The sequence below is a fragment of the Stenotrophomonas sp. STEN030 genome (assembly GCF_056759995.1).
Map to the genome: position 1 here is coordinate 1 of NZ_JBRREB010000067.1, position 21,895 is coordinate 21,895.

Consider the following 21,895-nt stretch of genomic DNA (forward strand, 5'->3'; position numbering starts at 1 on the left):
CTTCACCGATAGAGCGTCCATGTAGTGCCGAGCCATGCTCGGCAGAGGCTTCACCGATAGAGCGTCCATGTAGTGCCGAGCCATGCTCGGCAGAGGCTTCACCGATAGAGCTTCCGTGTAGTGCCGAGCCATGCTCGGCAATCGGGCATCACCGGTAGAGCCTCTGCCGAGCATGGCTCGGCACTACAGGTGGGTGTGCTGGTAGAGCCTCTGCCGAGCATGGCTCGGCACTACAGGGTGGGGTTGCTGGTAGAGCCACTGCCGAGCATGGCTCGGCACTACTCGGCTATGGGCAGGCACAGGGTTTCTTTTACTTCTTCCATCACGATGTAGCTCTTGGATTCGCGTACGTGCGGCAGGGTCAACAAGGTGCTGCCCAGCAGCTTTCGGTAGGAGGCCATTTCATTGATGCGCGCTTTCAGCAGGTAGTCGAAATCACCTGACATCAAATGGCACTCCAGCACGTTGGGCAGCTTCAGCGCTGCGCGCCGGAACTCCTCGAAGATGTCGCCGGATTTGTAGGCCAGGCTGATCTCCACGAACACCAGCAGGCTGGCTTTGACCGAGGCGGGGTCCAGACGCGCGTAGTAGCCGGTGATCACGCCTTCGCGCTCCAGCCGACGCACGCGCTCGGTGCAGGGCGTGGTCGACAGGCCGACGCGCTCGCCCAGCTCGGTGAAGGAGATACGCCCCTCCTGCTGCAGGATGCGCAGGATCTTGCGGTCGATCTTGTCCAGTTCGCGGCTGCGGGTGGCCATGGCGGCTCTGCTTATGATGAACGAAACAGGAAATTACCCTGATCAGGCATATCAATACAGCTAAAAACACTGGTTGACCCTGAATATACTGCGCGGTTCCTAGCCCCTGCCGTCCCGTGCGCAGGGAATGATGTGGTCCGGAGAATGAAAATGCGCGTTCTGGTGCTTGGCAGCGGTGTGATCGGCACGACCAGTGCCTGGTATCTACGGCAGGCCGGCTTTGAGGTCACCGTGGTGGATCGGCAGCCGGCCCCGGCGCTGGAGACCAGCTTTGCCAACGCTGGCCAGCTGTCGTTCGGCTATACCTCGCCGTGGGCCGCCCCGGGCGTGCCGTTCAAGGCGATCAAGTGGCTGTTCGAGGAGCACGCGCCGCTGGCGATCCGTCCCACCGCCGACATCGCCCAGTACCGCTGGCTGTGGCAGATGCTGCGCAACTGCACCTCGGCCCGTTATGCGGTCAACAAGGCGCGCATGGTGCGGGTGTCAGACTACAGCCGCGATTGCATCAATGAGCTGCGCGCCGCCACCGGTATCGACTACGAAGGCCGCCAGCTGGGCACCACCCAGTTGTTCCGCACCCAGCAGCAGCTGGATGCCGCCGCACAGGACATCGAGGTGCTGCGCGAATACGGCGTGCCCTACGAAGTGCTGGACCGCCAGGGCATCGCCCGGGTCGAGCCGGCGCTGGCCGGCAAGACCGAGATGCTGGTTGGCGCACTGCGCCTGCCCGAAGACCAGACCGGCGACTGCCAGTTGTTCACCAACAAGCTGGCGGCGCTGGCGGAAGCCGCAGGCGTCGAATTCCGCTTCGACCAGGACATCGCCTCGATCCAGACCGATGGCGACCGCATCACCGGCGTACGCATCAACGGCAAGCTGGAAACGGCCGACCACTACGTGCTCGCGCTGGGCAGCTATTCGCCGCAGCTGCTGGCACCGCTGGGCATGCAGCTGCCGGTGTATCCGCTGAAGGGTTACTCGCTGACCCTGCCGATCACCAATGCGGCGATGGCACCGAACTCGACCATCCTCGACGAAAGCTACAAGATCGCCATCACCCGCTTCGAGGACCGTATCCGCGTCGGCGGCATGGCCGAAGTGGCCGGTTTCGATCTGTCACTGGAACCGCGTCGTCGCGCCACGCTGGAGAAGGTGGTCAAGGACCTGTACCCGGACGGCGGCGACCTGTCGCAGGCCAGCTTCTGGACCGGCCTGCGCCCGGCCACACCGGACGGCACGCCGGTGATCGGCGCAACGCCTTATCGCAACCTGTTCCTCAATACCGGCCACGGCACCCTGGGCTGGACCATGGCGGCCGGCTCCGGCCGTTACCTGGCCGATCTGATGAGCGGCAAGAAGCCGCAGATCAGCACCGAAGGCCTGGATATCTTCCGCTACGGCAAGGGCCAGCACTGATGCGCCCGGCACAGGCACTGATCGACCTGGACGCACTGCGCCACAACTACCGGCTGGCCCGCCAGCTCGGCGGTGGCAAGGCGCTGGCGATCATCAAGGCTGACGCTTACGGCCACGGTGCGGTGAACTGCGCGCGCGCGCTGCAGGACGAGGCCGATGGCTTCGGCGTGGCCTGCATCGAAGAGGCGCTGGAGCTGCGTCAGGCGGGTATCCGTGGCCCGATCCTGCTGATGGAAGGCTTCTTCGACGCGGCCGAACTGCCGCTGATCGTCGAGCATGATTTCTGGGTGGTAGTGGCCACGACGTGGCAGCTGGAAGCGGTGGAGGCGTTCAAGACCGACGCCACGCTGCGCATCTGGTTGAAGCTGGACAGCGGCATGCATCGGTTGGGTTTGTCGCCGGAGGAATTCCGCGACGCGCACGCACGCCTGAGCGCACTCCCGCAGGTCGGCCCGCTGGTGTTGATGACCCACCTGGCACGTGCCGATGAACTGGACAGCAACCGCACCCGCGAACAGCTCGATGTTTTCGTACGTGCGACCGAAGGCTTGGCAGGTGAAACCAGCCTGTGCAATTCGCCGGCGCTGTTGGGCTGGCCGGATGTGCGCAGTGACTGGGTACGCCCCGGCCTGATGCTGTACGGCGCCGATCCCTTGTATCCGCAGCCCAGCCCGCATGCCGCGCAGCTGCGCCCGGTGATGACCCTGCAGTCGCGGGTGATCTCCGTACGTGAACTGGCTGTGGGGGAACCGCTGGGGTATGGCGCGCGTTTTGTTGCGGAAAAGCCGACGCGCGTAGGTGTGGTGGCGATGGGTTATGCCGATGGTTACCCGCAGTTCGCACCCAATGGCACGCCGGTGCTGATCGATGGCGTACCGGGGCGACTGATTGGCCGTGTATCGATGGATATGCTGACCGTGGACCTGACCGATCACCCGCAGGCCGCACGTGGCAGCATCGTGCAGTTGTGGGGCAATGCACCGACCATCTCGGAGCTGGCACCGCGCTGCAATACCAGCGCCTACCGCTTGCCGTGCAGCCTCAAGCGCACGCCGCGGGTGTATTTGTCGGAATGAGATTGCCGGGTGCAGTGAATGAAACGGGCCGCGTCGCGGCCCGTTTCATTTTTCATTTGTGTGAGCGGCGTCAGCCGCGAAGCTGGCGGCAATGAAGTTGCTGGCATATCTGTGATCGCTTGGATCACCGGCTTCGCGGCTTATGCCGCTCCCACAGGTTTCAGCGTAACGGTGAAGCCCCTGCCGAGCATGGCTCGGCACTACAGGTGAAACAAAAAGGGCCGCATTGCGGCCCTTTTTTTCAATCTACAAATTGCGAATCACAAACCTGCTGTACTGCGATCGTTCTGCAGTTCGCGGCGTACCCAATCGTTGAGCATGCGCTTTTCGTAACGCAACGGGTCAGTGTTGTTGGGCAGGCTGCTGTTGAGCAGGTAGCCGGTATCGGCCAGCTTGCGCTCGCCTTGGTCGATGACCTGGCCATTGGCGTCGGTCAGGGTGAATTGCAACTCGATCCGCGGCGGGTAGATGTCGCGCATGATGCGCACATCGTCCAGACGCGGGCCATGCCATGGCTCGTAGTCGCCGGCACGCTTGATGTCGGTGATGGTCACCTCCAGCTTCTGCCCTTCAGGCAGTTGCTTGCTGGCCTGCTTGCGCAGGTGTTCGGCCAGATCCTCCACCCAGTTGCCACGCTGGGAGTCCCAGCGGTTACGGCTGTAGCGCAGCTCGGTGAACTGTGCCGGGTCGGTCCATTGCACCTGTACCGGACCTTCAGCGGGCAGGGCACGTGGGGCTTGTGGATCGGAAACAGTGCGCGGCTTGGCATCGGCACCGCCAGCAGCCAGCAGGCAGGCCAGGACAAGTCCGGTAACGGTCAGGGTTTTCATGACGTACTCCTGGAGGACTTTGATGATGGGAGTGTGAGGCCGACACCCCTACGCTGCAATGAACCCGGTGCCAGTTCCCAGCAGCGGATTGCGCGATGGTTCATCATCACAGGGTGTGGATGGATTCTCGCCCAGACTGGCGGGCACCTATCCCCCTCTTTGCCGCACTTTTCACCTCTCAGACGATGCCTGCCCCCAAACCGGACTCACACCTGTCATTGCTGTCTCTGGATGAAGAGGATCTGGAAAGCTCCAGCCTCTATCGGGAGGTATTCAATGCGGTGGCCAGCGGTTTCTGCGTGATCGAGCTGGTGTTTGAACACGGCGTCGCGGTGGATTTCATCTACCGCAAGGTCAATGCCGGTTTCCAGAAGGTCACCGGGCTTAGCAATGTCACCGGTCGGCGCGCCAGTGAGGTGGTGCCGGCGATGGAAGCGGACTGGTTCCAGGCTTTTGGGCGGGTGGTCAGCGAGGGTGGCATCAGCCAGTTCGAGCGTCAGGTGTCGGAACCGTCGCGCTGGTATTCGGTGGAGGCCGTACGCATCGGCAAGCCAGACAAACACCAGGTAGCGGTGTTTCTGTTCGATATCTCCGCGCGCAAGCGGATTGAAACCGAATTGGCCGAAAGCGAGGCGCGTTTCAGTGCATTGGCCGATGGCTTGCCGATGCCGGTCTGGGTGGTGGATGACCTGGGTCAGCTGCGCTTCGTCAACACCGCGTTCTTCACTTTCTTCGGTTTGCCGGCTGATCAGGATCTCGGACCGGACCCCTGGCAGCGCTTCCTGCATCCGGACGAACGTGCATCGTTCGAATACGAATTGCAGGCTGCGTTGAACGGACGCACCGAGCTGCACGTCAATACCCGCGTGCGCCGCCACGATGGGCAATGGCGCTGGTTGGAAATGAACGCCGTGCCGCGTTTCTCTGCCGATGGCCGCTTCATCGGCCTTGCGGGCAACAGCCCGGATATCACCGAGCGCCGTGAGATCGAAATGGCGCGCGAAGATCTGCTCACCGCCGAACGTGTGGCGCGCAACGCCGCCGAAGGCATGGCGCGGATGAAGGATGAATTCCTTGCTACTTTGTCGCATGAGCTACGCACACCGCTGACCACGGTACTGGGCTGGAGCGAGTTGCTGCTGCAACGCATGGAAGCCGATCACCCGATGCGGCGTGGCATGGAAGTGATCGCCAGCAGTGCGATGACGCAGAAGCACCTGATGTCGGACATGCTCGACCTGAGCAGCATGTTGCTGGGCAAGGTGCAGCTGGAAGTGGAAGTGCTGGATCTGTCCGAGCAGCTGCGCGAAGCGGTGCGCGCGCAGGAGCTGGTGGCCGAAGGCAAGGCGCAGAGCGTGCTGCTGGACCTGCCGGAGCTGCCGCAGCCGGTGCTCGGCGATGCCACGCGTCTGCAGCAGATCCTCGGCAACCTGCTGTCCAACGCGATCAAGTTCACCCCGGTGGAAGGGCGCATCGAGATCAGCCTGCAGCACGAAGCCGGCTATCTGGTGGTGCAGATCAAGGACGATGGCGACGGCATCGCGGCGGAGTTCCTGGAGCATCTCTTCAGCCGTTTCAGCCAGGCCGACAGCACTACTACCCGCCGCCACGGTGGTCTGGGGCTGGGCTTGGCCATCGTCCAACAGCTGACCGAGTTGCATGGCGGCACGGTGTCTGCGGCAAGCGAGGGGCCGGGGCAGGGCGCCACCTTCCTTCTGCGCCTGCCCGAGTTCCAGGTGCAGAAGGCGGCGAACCGCCCGCGCCGGCGCGTACAGCGCGGCCGCATCGGCGAGCAGGTGCTGGTGCCCAATGCACTGCAGGGCCTGCGCGTGCTGGCGGTGGAGGACCAGGTCGACATGCTCGGTTATATCCGTCGCCTGCTGGAAGAACAGGGCGCGACGGTGGTCACCGCTGGCACCGCCGCCGAGGCGCTGGAGCTGCTGGATCTGCGCGGGCATACCGCGTTCGACGTGCTGATCAGCGATATCGGCATGCCGGGTATGGATGGCTACGGCCTGATCCACACCTTGCGTGAGACCTTGGGCGTCGGCGGCGATGAGTTGCCGGCGGTGGCGGTGACCGCGCTGGCCCGCGCCGATGACCGGCGGCGCGCGTTTTCCTCTGGCTTCCAGGGGCATCTGGCCAAGCCATACAGCGTGGCGCAGCTGATTTCAGCGATCCGCGACGCGCGTTTGCCGCGCTGAAATCTTTGGTTCTTCTCCCGACTGAGGGGAAAAAATCCGATTCCAAGGGACCTGCGGGGGTTTGCGGATGACTTAAGTGCTCTGTGGAAGAGGCGGCGGATGTGGGAGCGGCGTGAGCCGCGAAGCTCAGGCTGCTGACGCCGCTGGCGTCCGCTTCATCTGAGGATGTCCCTGCTTCGCGGCTCACGCCGCTCCCACAAAACATTTGCACGGATTTCACGCGGAAAAACGGTAATGTGACGGCGTTCACCCATGGACGCCGCCATGCCCCTGTACGCGCCCCATGTCTACTCCGACCCGATGCTGATCGCATCGCTGGAGGCCTTGCTTGGCGAGTTGCCGGAGCAGGCCCGGGTCATGCTGGTCCTCAAGGACGGCAGCCGCGTGGCTGGCACGGTCACCGCGCAGCCGGCATTGCAGCACTTTGCCGACCACAACGAGGAGCCCGGGGTGAACGCGACGGTGCGTCTGGAGGACCTGCTGCGCGCCTGTCAGCAGCACGTTGTGTGGTTGGACAGCGTGTTGCAGGTACTGCATCTGCCGGCTGCCGAGCCCTGACGCGGCGCCTCGCCAGAGCCCATTCAGCTGTGCGGAGCCGGTGGCAGCGGCCGGCCCGGTAGAATGGCCGGCCCTGCTAGACGAATTACCGGCATGCCTGCTCCGCACGACGCTCCGTTGGAAACCCTGTTCCTCCCGTTCTCCAAGGCTGGCCTGCGCTGGCCGCAGGGGCCGGTCCTGTTCCTGCGCGCGCAGGACGGTTGGTCGCTGCGCGAGCATGCCGATGCCTCGCAGCTGGTCTGCTCGCAGAGCTTCCGCCCGTTCGCCGACGCCCTGCAGCGCAGCGGCTGGGAAGTGCGCGATGAGCAGGCGCTGGAGCAGTCCGAAGAGCGCTACGCGTTGGTGCTGGTGCTGCCGCCGCGGCAGCGCGACGAAGCCCGTGCGCTGTTTGCGCAGGCGCTGAGCAAGCTGGCCCCGGGCGGCATCATCCTCGCCTGCCAGTCCAACAATGAAGGCGCCCGCTCCGGCGAAAGCGACCTGCAGCAGCTGGCCGGGCTGGGCGGCACGCTGACCAAGAATCACTGCCGCGCCTATTGGTCGGTGCCGGCTGAAGGCAAGCACGACGAGGCGCTGCACAAGCGCTGGGCTGCGCTGGATGCGCCGCGCAAGATCGTCGACGGCCGCTTCCTGAGCCGCCCCGGCGTGTTCGCATGGGACCGCATCGATCCGGCTTCGGCCCTGCTGGTGGAGCAGCTGCCGGCGGATCTGGCCGGACGTGGCGCCGATCTGGGCGCTGGCTGGGGCTATCTGTCCTCCGAAGTGCTGGCGCGCTGCCCCAAGGTCACCGCGCTGGATCTGTACGAAGCCGAGGCGCGCGCGCTGGCGCTGGCCCGCCACAATCTGGCTGATGTCGGCGAGCAGGTGAAGCTGGATTTCCGTTGGCAGGACGTCAGTGCCGGTATTGATGGCCGCTACGACTTCATCGTCTCCAACCCGCCGTTCCACACCCCGGCGCGCGAAGACCGGCCCGACATCGGCCGTCGCTTCATCGCCGTGGCTGCGCAGTCGCTGCGCCCGGGCGGGCAGTTGTTCATGGTTGCCAACCGCCATCTGCCCTATGAGCAGATCCTGACCGAGAGCTTCGGCCAGGTGCGTGTTGCTGCCGAGCGCGATGGCTTCAAGGTCATTGTCGGCACCCGGGGCCGCGCATGAAGCTGGTCAAGCACATCGCCAACCTCGGTTACGGCAGCCGCAAGCAGGTGCAGCAGATGTTCCGCGAAGGCCGCGTTACCGATGCGCAAGGCGATGTGCTGTATGCCGACGACAAGGTCGAGCACGACAACATCCGCATCGATGGTGAAGTGTTGGACCCACCGCCGGGCCTGATCCTGATGCTGCACAAGCCGGCCGGCTATACCTGTTCCACCAAGGACCATGGCCGCTTGATCTATGAGCTGCTACCTGAGCGTTTCCGCGACCGCGACCCGGTGCTGTCCAGCGTCGGCCGCCTTGATCGCGATACCTCGGGCATGTTGCTGATGACCGATGACGGCCAGCTACTGCACCGCATCGTGTCGCCCAAGTCGAAGCTGGACAAGGTCTACGAAGCGCAGCTGGCGGAAGATCTGAGCGGCACCGAGACCGCACAGTTCGCCAGCGGCGCACTGCTGCTGGAATCCGATGACAAGCCCTTGCTGCCGGCCGAGCTGGAAGTGCTGGGGCCGCGCGCGGCGCGACTGACACTGCACGAAGGCCGCTATCACCAGGTGCGGCGCATGTTCGCTGCGGTTGGCAACCACGTGCAGGCGCTGCACCGGTCGCGCATTGGTGGACTGGGTCTGGGTGATCTGCCTGAAGGCCAATGGCGTCAGCTCGATGCCGCTGATCTGGCCGTATTGTTCGGAGAGCAGGCCTGATGGAACTGCTGTTCCGCCCGCAGGCGCTGGTGTTCGACATGGACGGGCTGATGCTGGACAGCGAGCGTGCGCTGATGGGCTGCCTGGAGCGGACCGCGCAGGATCATGGCTATGCATTGCCGCGCCCGCTGCTGCTGTCCTTGATCGGGTCCTCAGACGCGACCACCCGGCAGAAGCTGGCCGACGTACTGGGCATGGAGCGTACCGACGCGCTGCTGGCTGATTCCTACGCGCGCTATGCCGACATCGTTGATGCCGGCGTGCCGTTGCGGCCGGGCATCATCGAGTTGCTGGAATTGCTGCGCGAGCACGACATCCCGCGCGCGGTGGCCACCGCCACACGTTCACCGCTGGCCCAGCGCAAGCTGGAGGCAGCCGGGCTGCTGCAGTATTTCCAGTTCGTCGCCACCAGCAGCGATGTTGCCCATTCCAAACCGGCCCCGGATATCTATCTGCACGCTGCACGCGGCTTGGGTATTGCTCCAGCGCATTGTCTGGCCTTGGAAGATTCCCCAACTGGCGTACGCGCCGCCTTGGCTGCCGGCATGACCACCATCCAGATTCCGGACCTGCTGGAACCGGACGAAGAAGTGCGCGGCTACGGCCACCACATCACCGCCTCGCTGCACGATGTGCGCGAGCTGCTGCAGCAATGGCTGCCGGTAAGCGCAGCCTAGGCCTCACCGTAGTGCCGAGCCATGCTCGGCAGAGGCTTTACCAGGAATGCAGCACCCAGACGCTTCACCTGTAGTGCCGAGCCATGCTCGGCATGAGGCCTTACCGACAAAGCCCCTGCCGAGCATGGCTCGGCACTACATTGGACATTGCTGGTAACGCCCCTGCCGAGCATGGCTCGGCACTACCGGTCATCTCTCAGGTATTACCTTCACCACCGGCCAACACGCGGTGCCAGCCTTCCACACCCAGCTGGTCCAGCGTGGCGATGTTGCGCTCGACAATCACGTCCGGGTCCGGGAACGCAGCCACCGCACGCTCAACGCTGTCTTCGCGCAGCAGGTGCAGGGTCGGGTAGGGCGAGCGGTTGGTGTAGTTGCTCACATCATCCGGCGCAGCACCGGCGAACTGGTACTGCGGGTGGAAGCTGGCCACCTGCAGGATGCCCTGCAGATCCAATGCTTCCACCGCCGCATCGGCGTTCTCCAGAAAATCGTTGTAGTCCAGGAAATCTCCGAGCACTTCCGGGTGGATGATCAGCGTGGTGTCGACCTGCTCAACCGGGGTGTCACGCAACAGCAGCAGCTCTTCGGCCAGCTGCTCCAGCAGCGCCTCCGGCGTGGTCGCATCGCTGAGCACGAAACGGACCTGGTTCTTGACGTAGACCGCCTTGGCGAACGGGCACAGGTTCAATCCGATCACCGCTTTTTCCAGCCAGTTGCGGGTGACGGCGATGGGATCGATGGCGGCTTCTTCGTTCATGGCTGGCTCGTTCATGGCTGGCACTTGGGCTGGCAAGGCAGGCGATTGTAGTGGTCATCGGCGTTGGCTGCCGTCGTGCTGTCATCGCGATGCCGTTCACTGTCCACAAACTGGACACCGTGCATTGTTGAAATTCCCGTGCTTTCAGCGGCTTGCAAGAATCTCGCCGAAGGCTAATAGGCAGTTGCCGGGCGCAGGTATTCAATGTCGGCACAGACCACGCTAGGAGTACAGGCAATGGCAGAACAGGCGTTTCTTCCCCCCGCTTTATGGGCGGGCAAGCAATTTGATGGTCAATGGCAGGCCGGTGCCAGCCAGCAGGACGTGATCGAGCCGGCCACCGGCAAGGTGCTCGGCAGCATCGCAATGGCCGATCCGGCGCAGATTGCGCGCTCGGCTGCCGCCGCCGCCAAGGCACAACGTGACTGGGCCAACGCGCCCTATGAAACCCGCGCGCAGGTCTTGCGCCGTGCTGCGCAGCTGGCTGATGAACACGCCGCCGAGATCATCGACTGGTTGGTGCGTGAGTCCGGTTCGACCAAGCTCAAGGCAGGCTTCGAGAACAAGGTAAGCACCAAGGCCTTGCAGGAAGCCGCAGCGCTGCCCTCGCGCAGTGTTGGCGAGATCCTGCCGTCCGCATCGGGGCGCTTGAATCTGGCACGCCGCCGCCCGCTGGGCGTGGTCGGAGTGATCTCCCCATTCAACTTCCCCTTGTACCTGGCCATGCGCGCGGTAGCGCCAGCACTGGCGCTGGGCAATGCGGTGGTGCTCAAGCCCGATCCGCGCACGGCGGTTTGCGGTGGCTTTGTTATCGCCCGCCTGTTTGAACTGGCCGGGCTACCGGCCGGTGTATTGCATGTGCTGCCCGGTGATGGCGCAGCAGGTGCGGCGCTGACCAGTGATCCCAATATCGCCATGATCCAGTTCACCGGCTCCACCGCTGCCGGCCGCAAGGTTGGTGAAGCAGCCGGCCGGCACCTGAAGAAAGTGTCGCTGGAACTTGGCGGCAAGAATGCACTGATCGTGCTCGACGATGCCGATATCGATCTGGCCATCGCCAATACCGCGTGGGGCGTCTATCTGCATCAGGGGCAGATCTGCATGGCCACCGGTCGCGTGCTGGTTCAACGCGGTATCTATGCGCAGTTCCTGGAGAAGCTCATCGCCAAGGCGCAGTCGCTGACCGTTGGCGACCCAGCCCAGGCTGATGTTGCGCTCGGCCCATTGATCAACGCACAGCAGCGTGACCATGCCGCGCGCGTGGTGGCCGAGGCTGCAGCAGCCGGGGCAACGCTGGAGACCGGTGGCACCTATCAGGATCTGTTCTTCGAGCCGACCGTGCTCAGCGGTGTGGACAAGACCAATCCCGCCTTCCGTGCGGAGATTTTTGCACCGGTGGCGGTGGTGGTGCCGTTCGACAGCGATGAAGAGGCTGCCGCGCTGGCCAACGACACCGAGTACGGCCTGTCGATGGCCATCGTCTCCAGCAATGTCGGCCGTGCCTTGAAGCTGGGTGAGCAACTGCACACCGGCATCCTGCATATCAACGACCAGACCGTGAATGACGAGGTCATCAATCCGTTTGGTGGTGTTGGCGCCTCCGGCAATGGCAGCAGCATCGGCGGCCCGGCCAACATCGAAGAATTCACCCAATGGCAATGGCTGACCATCAAAGGCGAAGCCCCGGCCTATCCGCTCTGAACAGGAGAAACCCATGAGTGCATCTGCAGAACTGCGTGACATCACCGTGGCGGTGGTGCGCGAGAAGGAAAAGCCGTTCACCATCGAGAAAGCACGCATTCGCGGGCCGAAAGATGACGAGGTGCTGGTACGCGTCGTCGCTACTGGCCTGTGCCATACCGACCTGATCGTGCGCGACCAGTACTACCCGGTGCCGCTGCCGGCGGTGCTGGGCCATGAAGGTGCGGGCGTGATCGAAGCGCTGGGTCCGGGCGTCAAGGATCTGAAGGTGGGCGACCATGTGGTGCTCACCTACGGCGCCTGCGGCCACTGCAATCCCTGCAGTGGTGGTCATGGTGCCTACTGCAAGGACTTCTTCGGCTTGAACTTTGGCGGTGGCGAGCTGGACGGCAGCACCGCCATCCAGGACCCACACGGTCAGCCGCTGCACGATCACTTCTTCGCCCAGTCCTCGTTTGCGACCTATGCGCTCAGCCGCGAGAACAATGCGATCAAGGTGCCCGAGGACGCGCCGCTGGAACTGCTGGGCCCGTTGGGCTGCGGCATCCAGACCGGTGCCGGTGCAGTGATCAACTCGCTCAAGGTCCGCGCCGGCAGCAGCTTTGCTTCCTATGGCGCGGGTGCGGTTGGCCTGAGCGCGGTGATGGCTGCCCGCGTGGCAGGTGCCACCACCATCATCGCCATCGATGTGGTGCCGTCGCGATTGGAGCTGGCCAAGGAACTGGGTGCCACCCATACGATCAACAGCCGCGAGGTGGATGTGATCGAGGCTGTGCGTAGCATTACCGGCGGTGGTGTTGATTTCGCGCTGGAATCAACCGGCCGCCCGGAGGTGTTGGAGCAGGGCATCGAGGCATTGGCCGGTCTGGGCGTGATCGGTGTGGTGGGTGCACCCAAGCTGGGCACCAAGGCCGCGTTCGACATCAACAACCTGCTGCTGGGAGGCCGCAGCATCCGCGGCATCGTCGAAGGTGACAGCGTGCCCAAGGTGTTCATTCCGCAGCTGGTACAGCTGTACCAGCAGGGCCGCTTCCCGTTCGACAAGCTGGTCAAGTTCTATCCGCTTGAGCAGATCAACCAGGCGGCCGAAGACAGCACCAAGGGCATCACCTTGAAGCCGATTCTCAAGATCGGTTGATGGAACAAACCATCGCGGGCCGTGCTGGCCCGCGATGGCGATTCAGTCAGCGAGCGAGGTGTAGGCTGGGCGCAGTTGTCTGGAGGACGCCCATGGCCACCACGCTCGTGCAACAGCAGCAACGCCTGGCCGCGGCACGGCAGCGTTTTGCCGAAGGCGACAGTCTGCCCACGCGGTTGCTGGCGCCGGCCGTGCTGCGCTCCTGGGAGCGCTCGCGACAAGCGGGCGTGCGTCCGCAACAGGCGCCACAGTATTCATCACTGGCGCAACGCCAGCTGCGTCTGGACGATCCGGCAGACCGCTTGCTTGCCCGTTGCGTACGCCAGGACATGGACGATCTATGGGCGGCGTTCGGTGGCCGTCGTTGGACCCTATTCTGCGTGAATCGTGATGGTCTGATCATCGCCCAGCGCGAACACGGCCTGGGCGATGAAGCGATATTGCGGCCGATCCAGGTCGGCCGGCGCGTGCGCGAGATCGAGATCGGCACCACTGCACCGTCCTGTGCACTGGCTGAGGATGCGCCGGCGCTGGTACGCGGCAACGAGCATTACCTGGATGAGTTTTCGCAGGTCTATTGCCTGAGCGTGCCGCTGCACGGTGCCGACGGCGAAGTGCTGGGTGCGCTGGATATCACCGGCATCGGCGAGCGTGACAGCGAGTTGCTGCGGGGTTACTTCCGCCAGGCCGCGCTGTCGATCGAGAACCAGCTGATCCAGCAGCAACGCGATTGCCATCTATTGGCCGTGCAGCACGACGCGCGCTGGTTGGGCACGCCGCAACAGGGCGTGTTGGCAGTGGGCGAGGACGGCCGACTGCGTGCTGCCAACAGCGTGGCGCGGCGCATTCTGGGACTGTCGCGCAGCGGTGCCTTGCCGTTGATGACCCTGGATGGCGTATTTGTCGAAGCCAGCGTGCACCAGCGTCGTCGCCTGTTGCAGGCCGGTCCGGTGCATCGGGTGCCGCTGCGTGCGGACAGCGCATTGCAGGTGCATTATCTGCGTGGGCCGGTGCGCTCGCGTGCCAGTACCCAGACCGTTGCAGTGGCAGCGACGAGTTCGCTACGCACCCAAGGTGCACAGGCGGTACGTGAAGCGGTGGCTGCGCATGCTGGCAATCTCAGCGCGGCGGCACGTCAACTGGGTATTTCGCGCACCACGCTGTACCGCAAGTTGCAGCAGGCCGGTTGAGCCTGCTGCAACAGGTTTATTGCAGCAGGATTTACATCAGTCGCGGAAGTTGTCGAACTGCAGCGGCTGTTCGAAGTCGTCCTTCTTCAGCAGCGCCATCACTTCCTGCAGATCGTCACGCTTCTTGCCGTTGACGCGCAGCTTGTCGCCGTTGATCTGGGTGTCGACCTTGATCTTGGATTCCTTGATCTTGGCGGCGATCTGTTTGGCAAGCTTCTGCTCGATGCCCTGCTTGACCGTCACCTGCTGGCGCGCGCCACCCAGATTGGTTTCGATATCGCCGAACTCCATGCAACGGAAATCGATGCTGCGCGCGGCCAGGCGCTGCTTGAGGATGTCGGCCATCTGCTTGAGCTGGAAATCGGTGGGCGCGGTGAGCTTGATCAGCTTCTCGCCGTCCTGCTCGAAGCTCGCGGCCACACCCTTGAAATCGAAGCGGGTGGACAGCTCGCGGTTGGCCTGGTCGATGGCGTTGGTCAGCTCGTGCTTGTCAACTTCGGATACGACGTCAAAAGAAGGCATGGGGCCTGCTCCAATCAGAAAATCAGGCGCCATTCTAGGCGATTGGCGGGGAGGGGATGGTGGAGGAGGCTGTGGTTGCCCGTCGCCCTTGCTTGCTTTTCGCTCGTCATTCCCGCGAAGGCGGGAATCGCTCCTGCTCGTGCTCCTGCATTTGCTGTGCTTTGGTTCGTTCCTCGTAGGGAAGAATCAAAGCCACAGCCAAGAGCTAGAGCCAGGAGCGATGACCCGACATTCGTCGGTTGAAAACCCCGCCTTCGCGGGAATGACGAGCTAGGGGCGAAGGCCAGAGCAACAGCCAGAGCAACAGCCGCTCACAACCCCAGCCGCAACTTCACCTCAGCCGCGATCCGGGTGGTCTCGCGCAAAGGTTCGACCTCCACATTCGGATCAGCATCAAAAGCCGCCAGCCCATCCAGCAACCGTCCACGCTCCCGCAAGGCCTGCTGAAAGGACGCCATCCGCTCCTGCGCACGTGTGCCCAGCAACACCCCAACCGGCACACGGGTGGCGCAGGCTTCGGACAGCAGGTTGACCGAGTCCGGCGTACAGACAATGCGGTCGGCCCAGCCCAGCAACCCGGCATAAGGATTGGAGCCGTCACCGCCATCGGCCCAGATCACGCCGGGCACATCGTCGAAGGCGCGCAGCAGGGCGGCCGTCACCGCGCGTGGGGTACGCCGTGAGGTGGTGGCCAGCACGCTGCCGCCGTCAGTGCGGATGCGCGCGGCCAGCTGCTGGAACAGTGGCTGGATGTCGCTGTCCTGCCACGGCGCGTGGTCGGTAGGGCCACCCACCAGCAAGGCGGTACGCGGCCCCGGCAGCTGCTCGAAGCTGGAGAACGCGGCCCGGCCCCAGGCCAGCCAGTCATCGCTGACCGGGTTGAGGCTGCCCAGCAGGGTGAGCACGTTGTCCGCGCGCAGGCGGTCGTGCTCGGGCACCACCAGCAGGTCCCAGTGGCGCGGGGAAATACGTGGGTCGAGGATCTGCACGGTGCGGCTGCCGCGCTGGTGCAGCACCCGCAATGCGCCGGCGGCCTGCCGGCCACAGCCAATCGCCAGCGCCGGCGCATTGCCGGCCAACTGCGCGAACTGCGGTCCAAAGCCGCGCGCAGCGCCCGGCAGCAGGCGCGGCGACAGCCAGCGCCACGGCGCCCGTGGCAGCAGTTGCAGGCGCTGCTGGCCGCCCAGCGCCAGCGCGGACGCCAGTGCCACCGCCTGGCGCACGTTGCCTGCGCGGCCGTCGGTGATCGTCCATGGGAGCGTCGATCGTTTCGCGTATGGCATTAATTCGTTTCAATAAGGCTGGGTGTTGCAACAGCCAGAGGGCTCTACACTGAGGCCTCTGATCGGCGTGTCATTGTCCGGGGCCGACCCGTGCAATGTCACGACCGTAGCCAATTCACCACGGAGTTTCCATGTCCGACATCTTCAACGATGCCGCGCTTGACCAGCTGTTCCGCACCGCCCGCACCCAGAACACGTTCCAGGACCGTCCGGTCGAGGACAGCCAGCTGCGAGCCCTGTATGACCTGCTGAAGTGGGCACCCACCTCCGCCAACGCCAGCCCGGCGCGCTTCGTGTTCGTCAAATCGGCCGAAGCCAAGCAGAAGCTGGCACCGGCGCTGTCCGAGGGCAATCTGGCCAAGACCCTGGCTGCTCCGGTCACGGCGATCATTGGTTTTGACCTGGATTTCCACGAGAAGCTGCCCTACCTGTTCCCCCACACCGACGCCAAGGCCTGGTTTGACGGCCCGCGCGAAGGCCGCCATGAGGCTGCATTCCGCAACGGTAGCCTGCAGGGTGCCTATCTGATCCTGGCCGCGCGCGCGCTGGGCCTGGATGCGGGTCCGATGTCGGGCTTCGACCCGGCCAAGGTGGATGAAGCGTTTTTTGCCGGCACCGCCATCAAGTCCAATTTCCTCGTCAATCTGGGCTATGGCGACCCGTCCGGCATCTTCCCGCGCTTGCCGCGGCTTTCCTTCGACGAAGCCGCGCGCATTGCCTGATTGTTGAAGTGTTCCACACGGCCTCCGTCACACCGGCTGACGCCTTGCTTGTCGAAAATAATCCGTCTATCACCTCCAAGGAGAGATCCATGTCCGCTATGACCAAGTTGCTGCTCCCGCTGGCCCTGGCCGCTGCCATCACCGCCTGCTCCAAGCCGGCCGACACCGCTGCCCCGGCTGCCGCCCCGGCCGAAACTGCCGCTGCTCCGGCTGACGCCGCTGCTGCTGCCCCGGCTGCCCCGGAAGCCGCTGCGATTCAGATCGCCGCCGGCACCTACAAGCTCGACCCGACCCACACCGACGTGCTGGTGCAGTGGAGCCACATGGGCTTCTCCAACCCGAGCGCGCATTTCGGCAACGCTGACGGCACCCTGGTGTACGACGCCGCTGACGTGAGCAAGTCCAGCGTGGAAGTGACCCTGCCGCTGAGCGGCTTGAACACCTTCACCGCCAAGTTCGACGAACACATTCGCAGCGCCGATTTCTTCGACGCCGCCAAGTTCCCGACCGCCACCTTCAAGAGCACCAAGGTGGAAGCCGCTGGTACCAACAAGCTGACCGTGACTGGTGACCTGACCGTGAAGGGCATCACCAAGCCGGTGGTGTTGGACGTGACCGTCAACGGTGCCGGCGAGCACCCGATGGCCAAGGTGCCGTCGGTTGGTTTCGATGCCACCACCACGATCAAGCGCAGTGATTTCGGCGTGGGCGCCTACGCCCCGGCCGTCAGCGACGACGTCAAGGTCCGCATCACCACCGAAGCCTCGATCCCGAAGGCCGAGGAAGTTGCAGCCAAGTAATCGCTCCCGCGGTTTCTTCGCAGGACGCAGTAAACGCAAAGGCCCGCCATTGGCGGGCCTTTGTTGTTCTGGCCTTACTGCTTTCCGGCTTTTTGTGGGAGCGGCGTCAGCCGCGAAGCAGATACACCGTCAGCTCGCACAGACGCCGATAGTTTCAGTGACCTCGGCTTCGCGGCGGACCCCGCTCCCACCAGCGAGTGCTCAAGCAACGCGCGCAGGCATCCCGGCAAGCCGCACATGCCCAACCAACTGCCGCAGATAGCCGCCGGCTGCACACAGCAGCGCATCACCAACCGGCTTCAACGCGCGGCTACCCCAACGCTGATGGAAATGCCGTGCATACGGCAACAGCACATCTGAAAAAATCACCATCAACTGGGCGGAGAAAAGCGCGAGCAGCACGTCCAGCCCCAATGCATCCAGCACAGGCACCAAGGTGGCCAGTTCCGGGTTGGAGACGATGCACAGAATCACGACGGTGGTAAGCAAAGCGGCCGCTCGGCCGCGCCAGTTGTGGGTTTTCATTTGTTGAACCATAGCAAGTAGCGGGCAGGCTGATGGGCCGCGCCTCATGTGCGCTACTTGCTGCGAACCGTTCACCGGTTCGAACAGGTATCGGCCAGGTGGCGCGCGGCGCGTTCCGCTTCACTGGATGCCACTTGGCGTTGCTCGTCCGAACGCAGCGTGCTGGTCCCAGCCACCTTCCGAGCAGGACTGTTGGAGTTGTCCTCCCCCGCCAGCTGCCTCGCCAGCTCGACATTGACGATATGTCCTTGCATGAACAGCAGGTCGGTATACACGCTCATTTCCCTACTCCTTGTTGAGAGGATTTGAGGTTAGTTCCGGGCTATAGTCCGGAAAAGCGAGCATCCTTCAATCAAGTATTGAGTAAAACTCAAGTCTCATGTCCAGGCCGCCACTCCAGTTCCTGCAGGGCTTCGTGCTTGCCGCACGCATGGGCAACATGTCGCGCGCTGCCGAGGCGATGAATGTCACCGTCAGCGCCTTGAGCCACCAGATGCGGCAGCTGGAGCAGCGGCTCGGCTATCCGCTGTTGCTGCGCCAGGCGCGTGGCGTGGCGCCGACGCAGGAAGGGCGGCGTCTGCTCGATCAGGTCGGCCCGCATCTGGATGCGATCAACGAGGTCTTCCGTCCGTTCCGGGCGCGCCGCGATTGCGTGTTGTCGATCAGTGCGGTGCCGACGATGGCATCGGCGTGGCTGGTACCACGCCTTGGCCGTTTCGTGGCGGCGCATCCGCAGATCGAGATCAACCTGCAATCGAATCAGCTGCTGATCGATTTCGAACGGCAGCTGCAGTTCGATGGGGCGATGCGCATCGGTGATGGTCGCTGGCCGGGCGTGATCGCCGAGCCCTTGATCGATGAGTGGCTGGTGCCGATGGCCAGCCCGGCACTGGTGGAGCGCATGGGCGGCATTGGCGCGAAGCCGCTGGCGGAGTGGCCGTTGCTGGGTGACCCGGATGGCGAGTGGGACCGCTGGTTCGCCTTGACCGGCGCGAATGCGCCCAAGCGTTACGTTGCGATCTTCGATGACTCCGAATCGCACCACCGTGCGGCCTTGGAAGGCGTTGGCGTTGCGCTGGGGCGGGTGACGCGCGCGCAGCTGCTGCTGCAGTCAGGCCAGTTGCAGTTGCTGTCCGCTCACCGGTTGAAGACGGCCTGGTCGCACTGGCTGGTCTATCCGGAACGATCGAAGGACCATGCTGGCTTCCAGGCATTCCGGCAGTGGCTGCATGCGGAAGCCACCGAGTATCGAGTATTGATGGGTGAACAGCAGCAACAGTGACCTGTGTCAGCGCATGCAATCGCGGCTTGCCGCGATTGGCTTAAGCGCTTACTTGATCCACGGCGCCAGAACACGCAGCCGCTGCGGCTGCGAGGACAGCGTAAACGCCACCAGCAGTGCAGCACCGCTCAAGGCCATTACCCATACCAGCACCGCCATCGTGGCGTGATCCACGACGAGGCAGAGCACCAGCGCAGCCACGATGCTGCAACTGCCGAGGATGCGCAGCAGGCGCAGGACCGCGGGCGAGGGCTGGCGTTGCCACACCTGTGCGGCATGTACCTGCATCGACAGCGCCAGCCAGGCCATGCCGGTAAGGCTGGTCAACAACGCAGCAGCGAGCATCAGGTTGGCGGACAAGGGCTCAGGCATGTGCGTTCTCGCGGTGTGCGGCGTGTTTGGCATGCGCGCGCTGGCCCAGCTTGCGTGCGGTCAGTACGGCAATCACCGCGCTGGCAAGCAGGAACAGGTCGATGCCTGCGACCGGCCAGTAGCCGCGCGACAGCGTGCGCAGCAGATGATCACCGGTGGTGATCCAGTTCAATGCCACGGCTGCGACGGCCATCACCGCGATGGCCCAGGTCTGCTCACGCCATGCCGGGTTGGTCAGGCCGCGTGCCACCGGCGCGCCGCGCATGCCGGCATGTACCAGCGCCAGCGCCCACACCGCCCAGAACGCATAGCGCTCCCAGTCGCCACGGCCGGGCAGGGCTTCGGGTAGCAAGCGGTTGGCGATCAGGATGCCGAGCGTGGCCAGGACCATGCCGGTTACCGTGGTCACTGCCAGCGCATCCACGATGCGCGCGCCCTGGCTGCCCTGCAGGGCGTGCTGACGCTTGCGTTTTTCGACGAAGAAGATGAAGCCGGTGGCAATGCACACGGCACCGGCAAGCCCGCCGAGCACGTACAGCCAGCGCAGCAGCCAATGGCGGAAGTGCTGCAGGTGCAGGCCGGTGAGGAACTCGGCCATGCGTGCAACCGATGTGGCGGGCGGGTCCTCGCGGATCAGCTTGCCGTCCGAGGATTTGAAATGGATGCCATCGCCGACCAGCGCGATGCGATCGGTGCCGGCACGATAGACACTGACGTAGCCATTGGCATCGCCAAGGTGCTGCAGCACCAGGAAGCCGACATCGCCGGCCTTGTCATTGGCCTCCCAGCGCCGCTGCGCCTGCGCCACCATCGCATCTACCGATGCCAGTCCGGCACTGACACCCGCACGTTGGTGCGGCAGGCCGGTTTCCTGCGCTTCCATCCGCTCGTGCAGGTCATGCAGATCGTGCAGCTGGGTGTGGCCGACTGGAAAATAATAGGTACCCGCGAAGATCAGCAGACCGGTCAGCGCGAAGAAAAAGTGGAACGGCAAGGCAACCACGCCGGTGAGGTTGTGCAGGTCCAGCACACTGCGCAGGCGGGCCTTGTCCGGGCGAAAGGTGAAGAATTCGCGGAAGATCTTCCGGTGCATCACCACGCCGCTGATCAACGCGGCCAGCATCACCAGTGCGGAGAAGCCGACGATCCAGATGCCCAGGTTCTTCCAATCCAGGGTCAGGCCGTAGTGCAGCGGGAAAAAGAAGCCACTGCCGATCTTCAGATGGTCGTCCGGCAGCACGCTGCCGTCGCGCGTATCGATGGTGGCGTAGGCCCAGATCAGCTCTTCCGGGTCCTTGGCATTGGGCACCTGATAGCCGGCATACAGCGCCAGCACCGGATCACGGTGGGTGGTGTACGCGCTCCAGCTGGCGACCTTGTCGAAGTGCGTGGGCATGGGCCCGTTGACCAGCGGGCGCATCGCATCGATGGCCTCCTTGGTCGGCTGCATGCGCTCGAATGCGGGCCGCAGGATCTTCTCGAAGGACGGCATCGGCTGCGCTTCGATGCGTGTGGCGGGAATCGCCCAGCGATCGATTTCGCGATCGAAGACCGACAAGGCACCAAAGAAGAACGCCGCCATCAGCACGAAGCCAAGCACCAAGCCGAACCAGGTGTGCAGCCACGCCATTGCTTGCCGGAAACTATTGAACATGGGCTTCTCCGGTCATGCCAGCAGGGATTGGATGAGCGATGCGGCACCGGCCATCAGCAGACCGCCGCCAAGCAGTACTACCCATACGCGTAGCAGGCGCTTGGTCGCGATGCTCCACAGGAAGACCGTCACGTAGGCGAGCAGGCCAATGAAGGCGCCCAGGAACTCGGCGTCGTGGAAGTCGAGCTTGGCTGCGAACAACAGGCAGGTTGCCAACGCCACCGTGCCCCATGCGAAGACGTAGCCGCCGAACATTGCGGCCAGCACCCGCAGCACGACCTGACGGCGCGAGCGGGAAGTAGCTGTGATGGTGGTTGCTTGGGACATGGTGGCGGTGACGTCTCGGGTATCAGTTTCGTTGGAACGTTGCTTGAGCCCCTCTCCCTCCGGGAGAGGGGTTGGGGAGAGGAGAGGGTCGGGGTCTAGGTGAGGTTGTAGCGAAGTACTACCCCTCTCCCGCCCCTTCGGGGCACCCTCTCCCGCGAGGGGAGAGGGTTGGAGCAAAAGACAAACGACAAAAGCCAAACGCCAAACGCCCACCGCCCAAAGCCCACAGCCCACTGCCAAACGC

At 64.0% G+C, this 21,895-nt stretch carries 23 protein-coding genes; 13 read left to right on the forward strand and 10 right to left on the reverse strand.

Features of this window, described 5'->3' with window-relative positions; translation table 11 throughout:
- Window positions 1–278 precede the first annotated feature (278 nt).
- Complete coding sequence (locus ACVOLR_RS17925; RefSeq protein ID WP_481509823.1) at window positions 279–758, reverse strand: winged helix-turn-helix transcriptional regulator; 480 nt, start codon at window positions 756–758, stop codon at window positions 279–281.
- Between the two features lie 150 nt (window positions 759–908).
- Here ACVOLR_RS17925 and ACVOLR_RS17930 point away from each other — a divergent pair, with 150 nt between their 5' ends.
- Window positions 909–2,174 carry a D-amino acid dehydrogenase gene (locus ACVOLR_RS17930; RefSeq protein WP_481537656.1) on the forward strand — a complete coding sequence of 422 codons (1,266 nt, stop codon included), beginning with the start codon at window positions 909–911 and terminating at the stop codon, window positions 2,172–2,174.
- On the forward strand, window positions 2,174–3,250 hold the full coding sequence (alr, locus tag ACVOLR_RS17935; protein ID WP_481537637.1) for an alanine racemase: 1,077 nt from the start codon (window positions 2,174–2,176) through the stop codon (window positions 3,248–3,250). Before ACVOLR_RS17930 ends, alr begins: the two co-directional genes overlap by 1 nt.
- Before the next feature lie 260 nt (window positions 3,251–3,510).
- Here the strand turns inward: alr and ACVOLR_RS17940 are convergent, their stop codons facing one another.
- The gene (locus tag ACVOLR_RS17940; protein ID WP_481537638.1) at window positions 3,511–4,080 is read right to left on the reverse strand and encodes a DUF3016 domain-containing protein; all 570 of its coding nucleotides are present in this window, start codon (window positions 4,078–4,080) and stop codon (window positions 3,511–3,513) included.
- Window positions 4,081–4,265: 185 nt separating this feature from the next.
- Here ACVOLR_RS17940 and ACVOLR_RS17945 point away from each other — a divergent pair, with 185 nt between their 5' ends.
- From ACVOLR_RS17945 to ACVOLR_RS17965, 5 genes are all read left to right on the forward strand, one after another.
- Window positions 4,266–6,284, forward strand: coding sequence for an ATP-binding response regulator (locus tag ACVOLR_RS17945; RefSeq protein WP_481537639.1), 2,019 nt, complete (start codon window positions 4,266–4,268; stop codon window positions 6,282–6,284).
- 252 nt (window positions 6,285–6,536) lie between these two features.
- Window positions 6,537–6,842, forward strand: coding sequence for a DUF3247 family protein (locus ACVOLR_RS17950; RefSeq protein ID WP_481537640.1), 306 nt, complete (start codon window positions 6,537–6,539; stop codon window positions 6,840–6,842).
- Between the two features lie 93 nt (window positions 6,843–6,935).
- Complete coding sequence (locus ACVOLR_RS17955) at window positions 6,936–7,994, forward strand: class I SAM-dependent methyltransferase (protein ID WP_481537641.1); 1,059 nt, start codon at window positions 6,936–6,938, stop codon at window positions 7,992–7,994.
- Window positions 7,991–8,698 carry a pseudouridine synthase gene (locus tag ACVOLR_RS17960; RefSeq protein WP_481537642.1) on the forward strand — a complete coding sequence of 236 codons (708 nt, stop codon included), beginning with the start codon at window positions 7,991–7,993 and terminating at the stop codon, window positions 8,696–8,698. The genes ACVOLR_RS17955 and ACVOLR_RS17960 overlap by 4 nt, the downstream gene beginning before the upstream one ends.
- A complete protein-coding gene (locus tag ACVOLR_RS17965) occupies window positions 8,698–9,375 on the forward strand; it encodes an HAD family hydrolase (RefSeq protein ID WP_481537643.1) in 678 nt (225 codons plus the stop codon). Before ACVOLR_RS17960 ends, ACVOLR_RS17965 begins: the two co-directional genes overlap by 1 nt.
- A 196-nt stretch (window positions 9,376–9,571) precedes the next feature.
- Here ACVOLR_RS17965 and ACVOLR_RS17970 read toward each other — a convergent pair whose 3' ends face one another.
- The gene (locus tag ACVOLR_RS17970) at window positions 9,572–10,150 is read right to left on the reverse strand and encodes a DUF1415 domain-containing protein (protein ID WP_481537644.1); all 579 of its coding nucleotides are present in this window, start codon (window positions 10,148–10,150) and stop codon (window positions 9,572–9,574) included.
- A gap of 222 nt (window positions 10,151–10,372) precedes the next feature.
- Between ACVOLR_RS17970 and ACVOLR_RS17975 the strand changes: the two genes are divergently transcribed.
- The 3 genes from ACVOLR_RS17975 to ACVOLR_RS17985 all read left to right on the forward strand — a co-directional run bounded on the left by ACVOLR_RS17975 (window position 10,373) and on the right by ACVOLR_RS17985 (window position 14,164).
- Entirely contained in the window at window positions 10,373–11,836 is a 1,464-nt protein-coding gene (locus ACVOLR_RS17975) for a benzaldehyde dehydrogenase (protein WP_481537645.1), read from the forward strand.
- Window positions 11,837–11,849: 13 nt separating this feature from the next.
- A complete protein-coding gene (locus ACVOLR_RS17980; protein ID WP_481537646.1) occupies window positions 11,850–12,974 on the forward strand; it encodes an NAD(P)-dependent alcohol dehydrogenase in 1,125 nt (374 codons plus the stop codon).
- A gap of 92 nt (window positions 12,975–13,066) precedes the next feature.
- Entirely contained in the window at window positions 13,067–14,164 is a 1,098-nt protein-coding gene (locus ACVOLR_RS17985; RefSeq protein WP_481537647.1) for a helix-turn-helix domain-containing protein, read from the forward strand.
- 36 nt (window positions 14,165–14,200) lie between these two features.
- Here ACVOLR_RS17985 and ACVOLR_RS17990 read toward each other — a convergent pair whose 3' ends face one another.
- Both ACVOLR_RS17990 and ACVOLR_RS17995 read right to left on the reverse strand, forming a co-directional pair.
- Entirely contained in the window at window positions 14,201–14,686 is a 486-nt protein-coding gene (locus ACVOLR_RS17990; RefSeq protein WP_057626773.1) for a YajQ family cyclic di-GMP-binding protein, read from the reverse strand.
- A 311-nt stretch (window positions 14,687–14,997) separates the two neighbouring features.
- Window positions 14,998–15,969, reverse strand: a complete 972-nt coding sequence (locus ACVOLR_RS17995) for a mitochondrial fission ELM1 family protein (RefSeq protein ID WP_481537648.1) — start codon at window positions 15,967–15,969, stop codon at window positions 14,998–15,000.
- A 131-nt stretch (window positions 15,970–16,100) separates the two neighbouring features.
- Between ACVOLR_RS17995 and ACVOLR_RS18000 the strand changes: the two genes are divergently transcribed.
- A complete protein-coding gene (locus ACVOLR_RS18000; RefSeq protein WP_282272292.1) occupies window positions 16,101–16,691 on the forward strand; it encodes a malonic semialdehyde reductase in 591 nt (196 codons plus the stop codon).
- Window positions 16,692–16,780: 89 nt separating this feature from the next.
- On the forward strand, window positions 16,781–17,491 hold the full coding sequence (locus ACVOLR_RS18005) for a YceI family protein (protein ID WP_481537649.1): 711 nt from the start codon (window positions 16,781–16,783) through the stop codon (window positions 17,489–17,491).
- 201 nt (window positions 17,492–17,692) lie between these two features.
- Here the strand turns inward: ACVOLR_RS18005 and ACVOLR_RS18010 are convergent, their stop codons facing one another.
- Window positions 17,693–18,016, reverse strand: coding sequence for a hypothetical protein (locus ACVOLR_RS18010; protein WP_481537650.1), 324 nt, complete (start codon window positions 18,014–18,016; stop codon window positions 17,693–17,695).
- 71 nt (window positions 18,017–18,087) lie between these two features.
- Entirely contained in the window at window positions 18,088–18,297 is a 210-nt protein-coding gene (locus ACVOLR_RS18015; RefSeq protein ID WP_481537651.1) for a hypothetical protein, read from the reverse strand.
- Between the two features lie 98 nt (window positions 18,298–18,395).
- Here ACVOLR_RS18015 and ACVOLR_RS18020 point away from each other — a divergent pair, with 98 nt between their 5' ends.
- The gene (locus ACVOLR_RS18020; RefSeq protein ID WP_481537652.1) at window positions 18,396–19,298 is read left to right on the forward strand and encodes a LysR substrate-binding domain-containing protein; all 903 of its coding nucleotides are present in this window, start codon (window positions 18,396–18,398) and stop codon (window positions 19,296–19,298) included.
- Between the two features lie 48 nt (window positions 19,299–19,346).
- On the opposite strand, the gene ACVOLR_RS18025 is transcribed toward ACVOLR_RS18020, so the two are convergent.
- Genes ACVOLR_RS18025 through ACVOLR_RS18035 form a run of 3 tightly spaced genes read right to left on the reverse strand, consistent with a single transcriptional unit; the run spans window position 19,347 to window position 21,651 of the window.
- Complete coding sequence (locus tag ACVOLR_RS18025) at window positions 19,347–19,670, reverse strand: DUF3325 domain-containing protein (RefSeq protein ID WP_481537653.1); 324 nt, start codon at window positions 19,668–19,670, stop codon at window positions 19,347–19,349.
- Complete coding sequence (locus tag ACVOLR_RS18030; RefSeq protein ID WP_481537654.1) at window positions 19,663–21,324, reverse strand: PepSY-associated TM helix domain-containing protein; 1,662 nt, start codon at window positions 21,322–21,324, stop codon at window positions 19,663–19,665. The genes ACVOLR_RS18025 and ACVOLR_RS18030 overlap by 8 nt, the downstream gene beginning before the upstream one ends.
- Before the next feature lie 12 nt (window positions 21,325–21,336).
- Window positions 21,337–21,651, reverse strand: a complete 315-nt coding sequence (locus ACVOLR_RS18035) for an iron uptake protein (protein WP_481537655.1) — start codon at window positions 21,649–21,651, stop codon at window positions 21,337–21,339.
- Window positions 21,652–21,895: the final 244 nt, after the last annotated feature.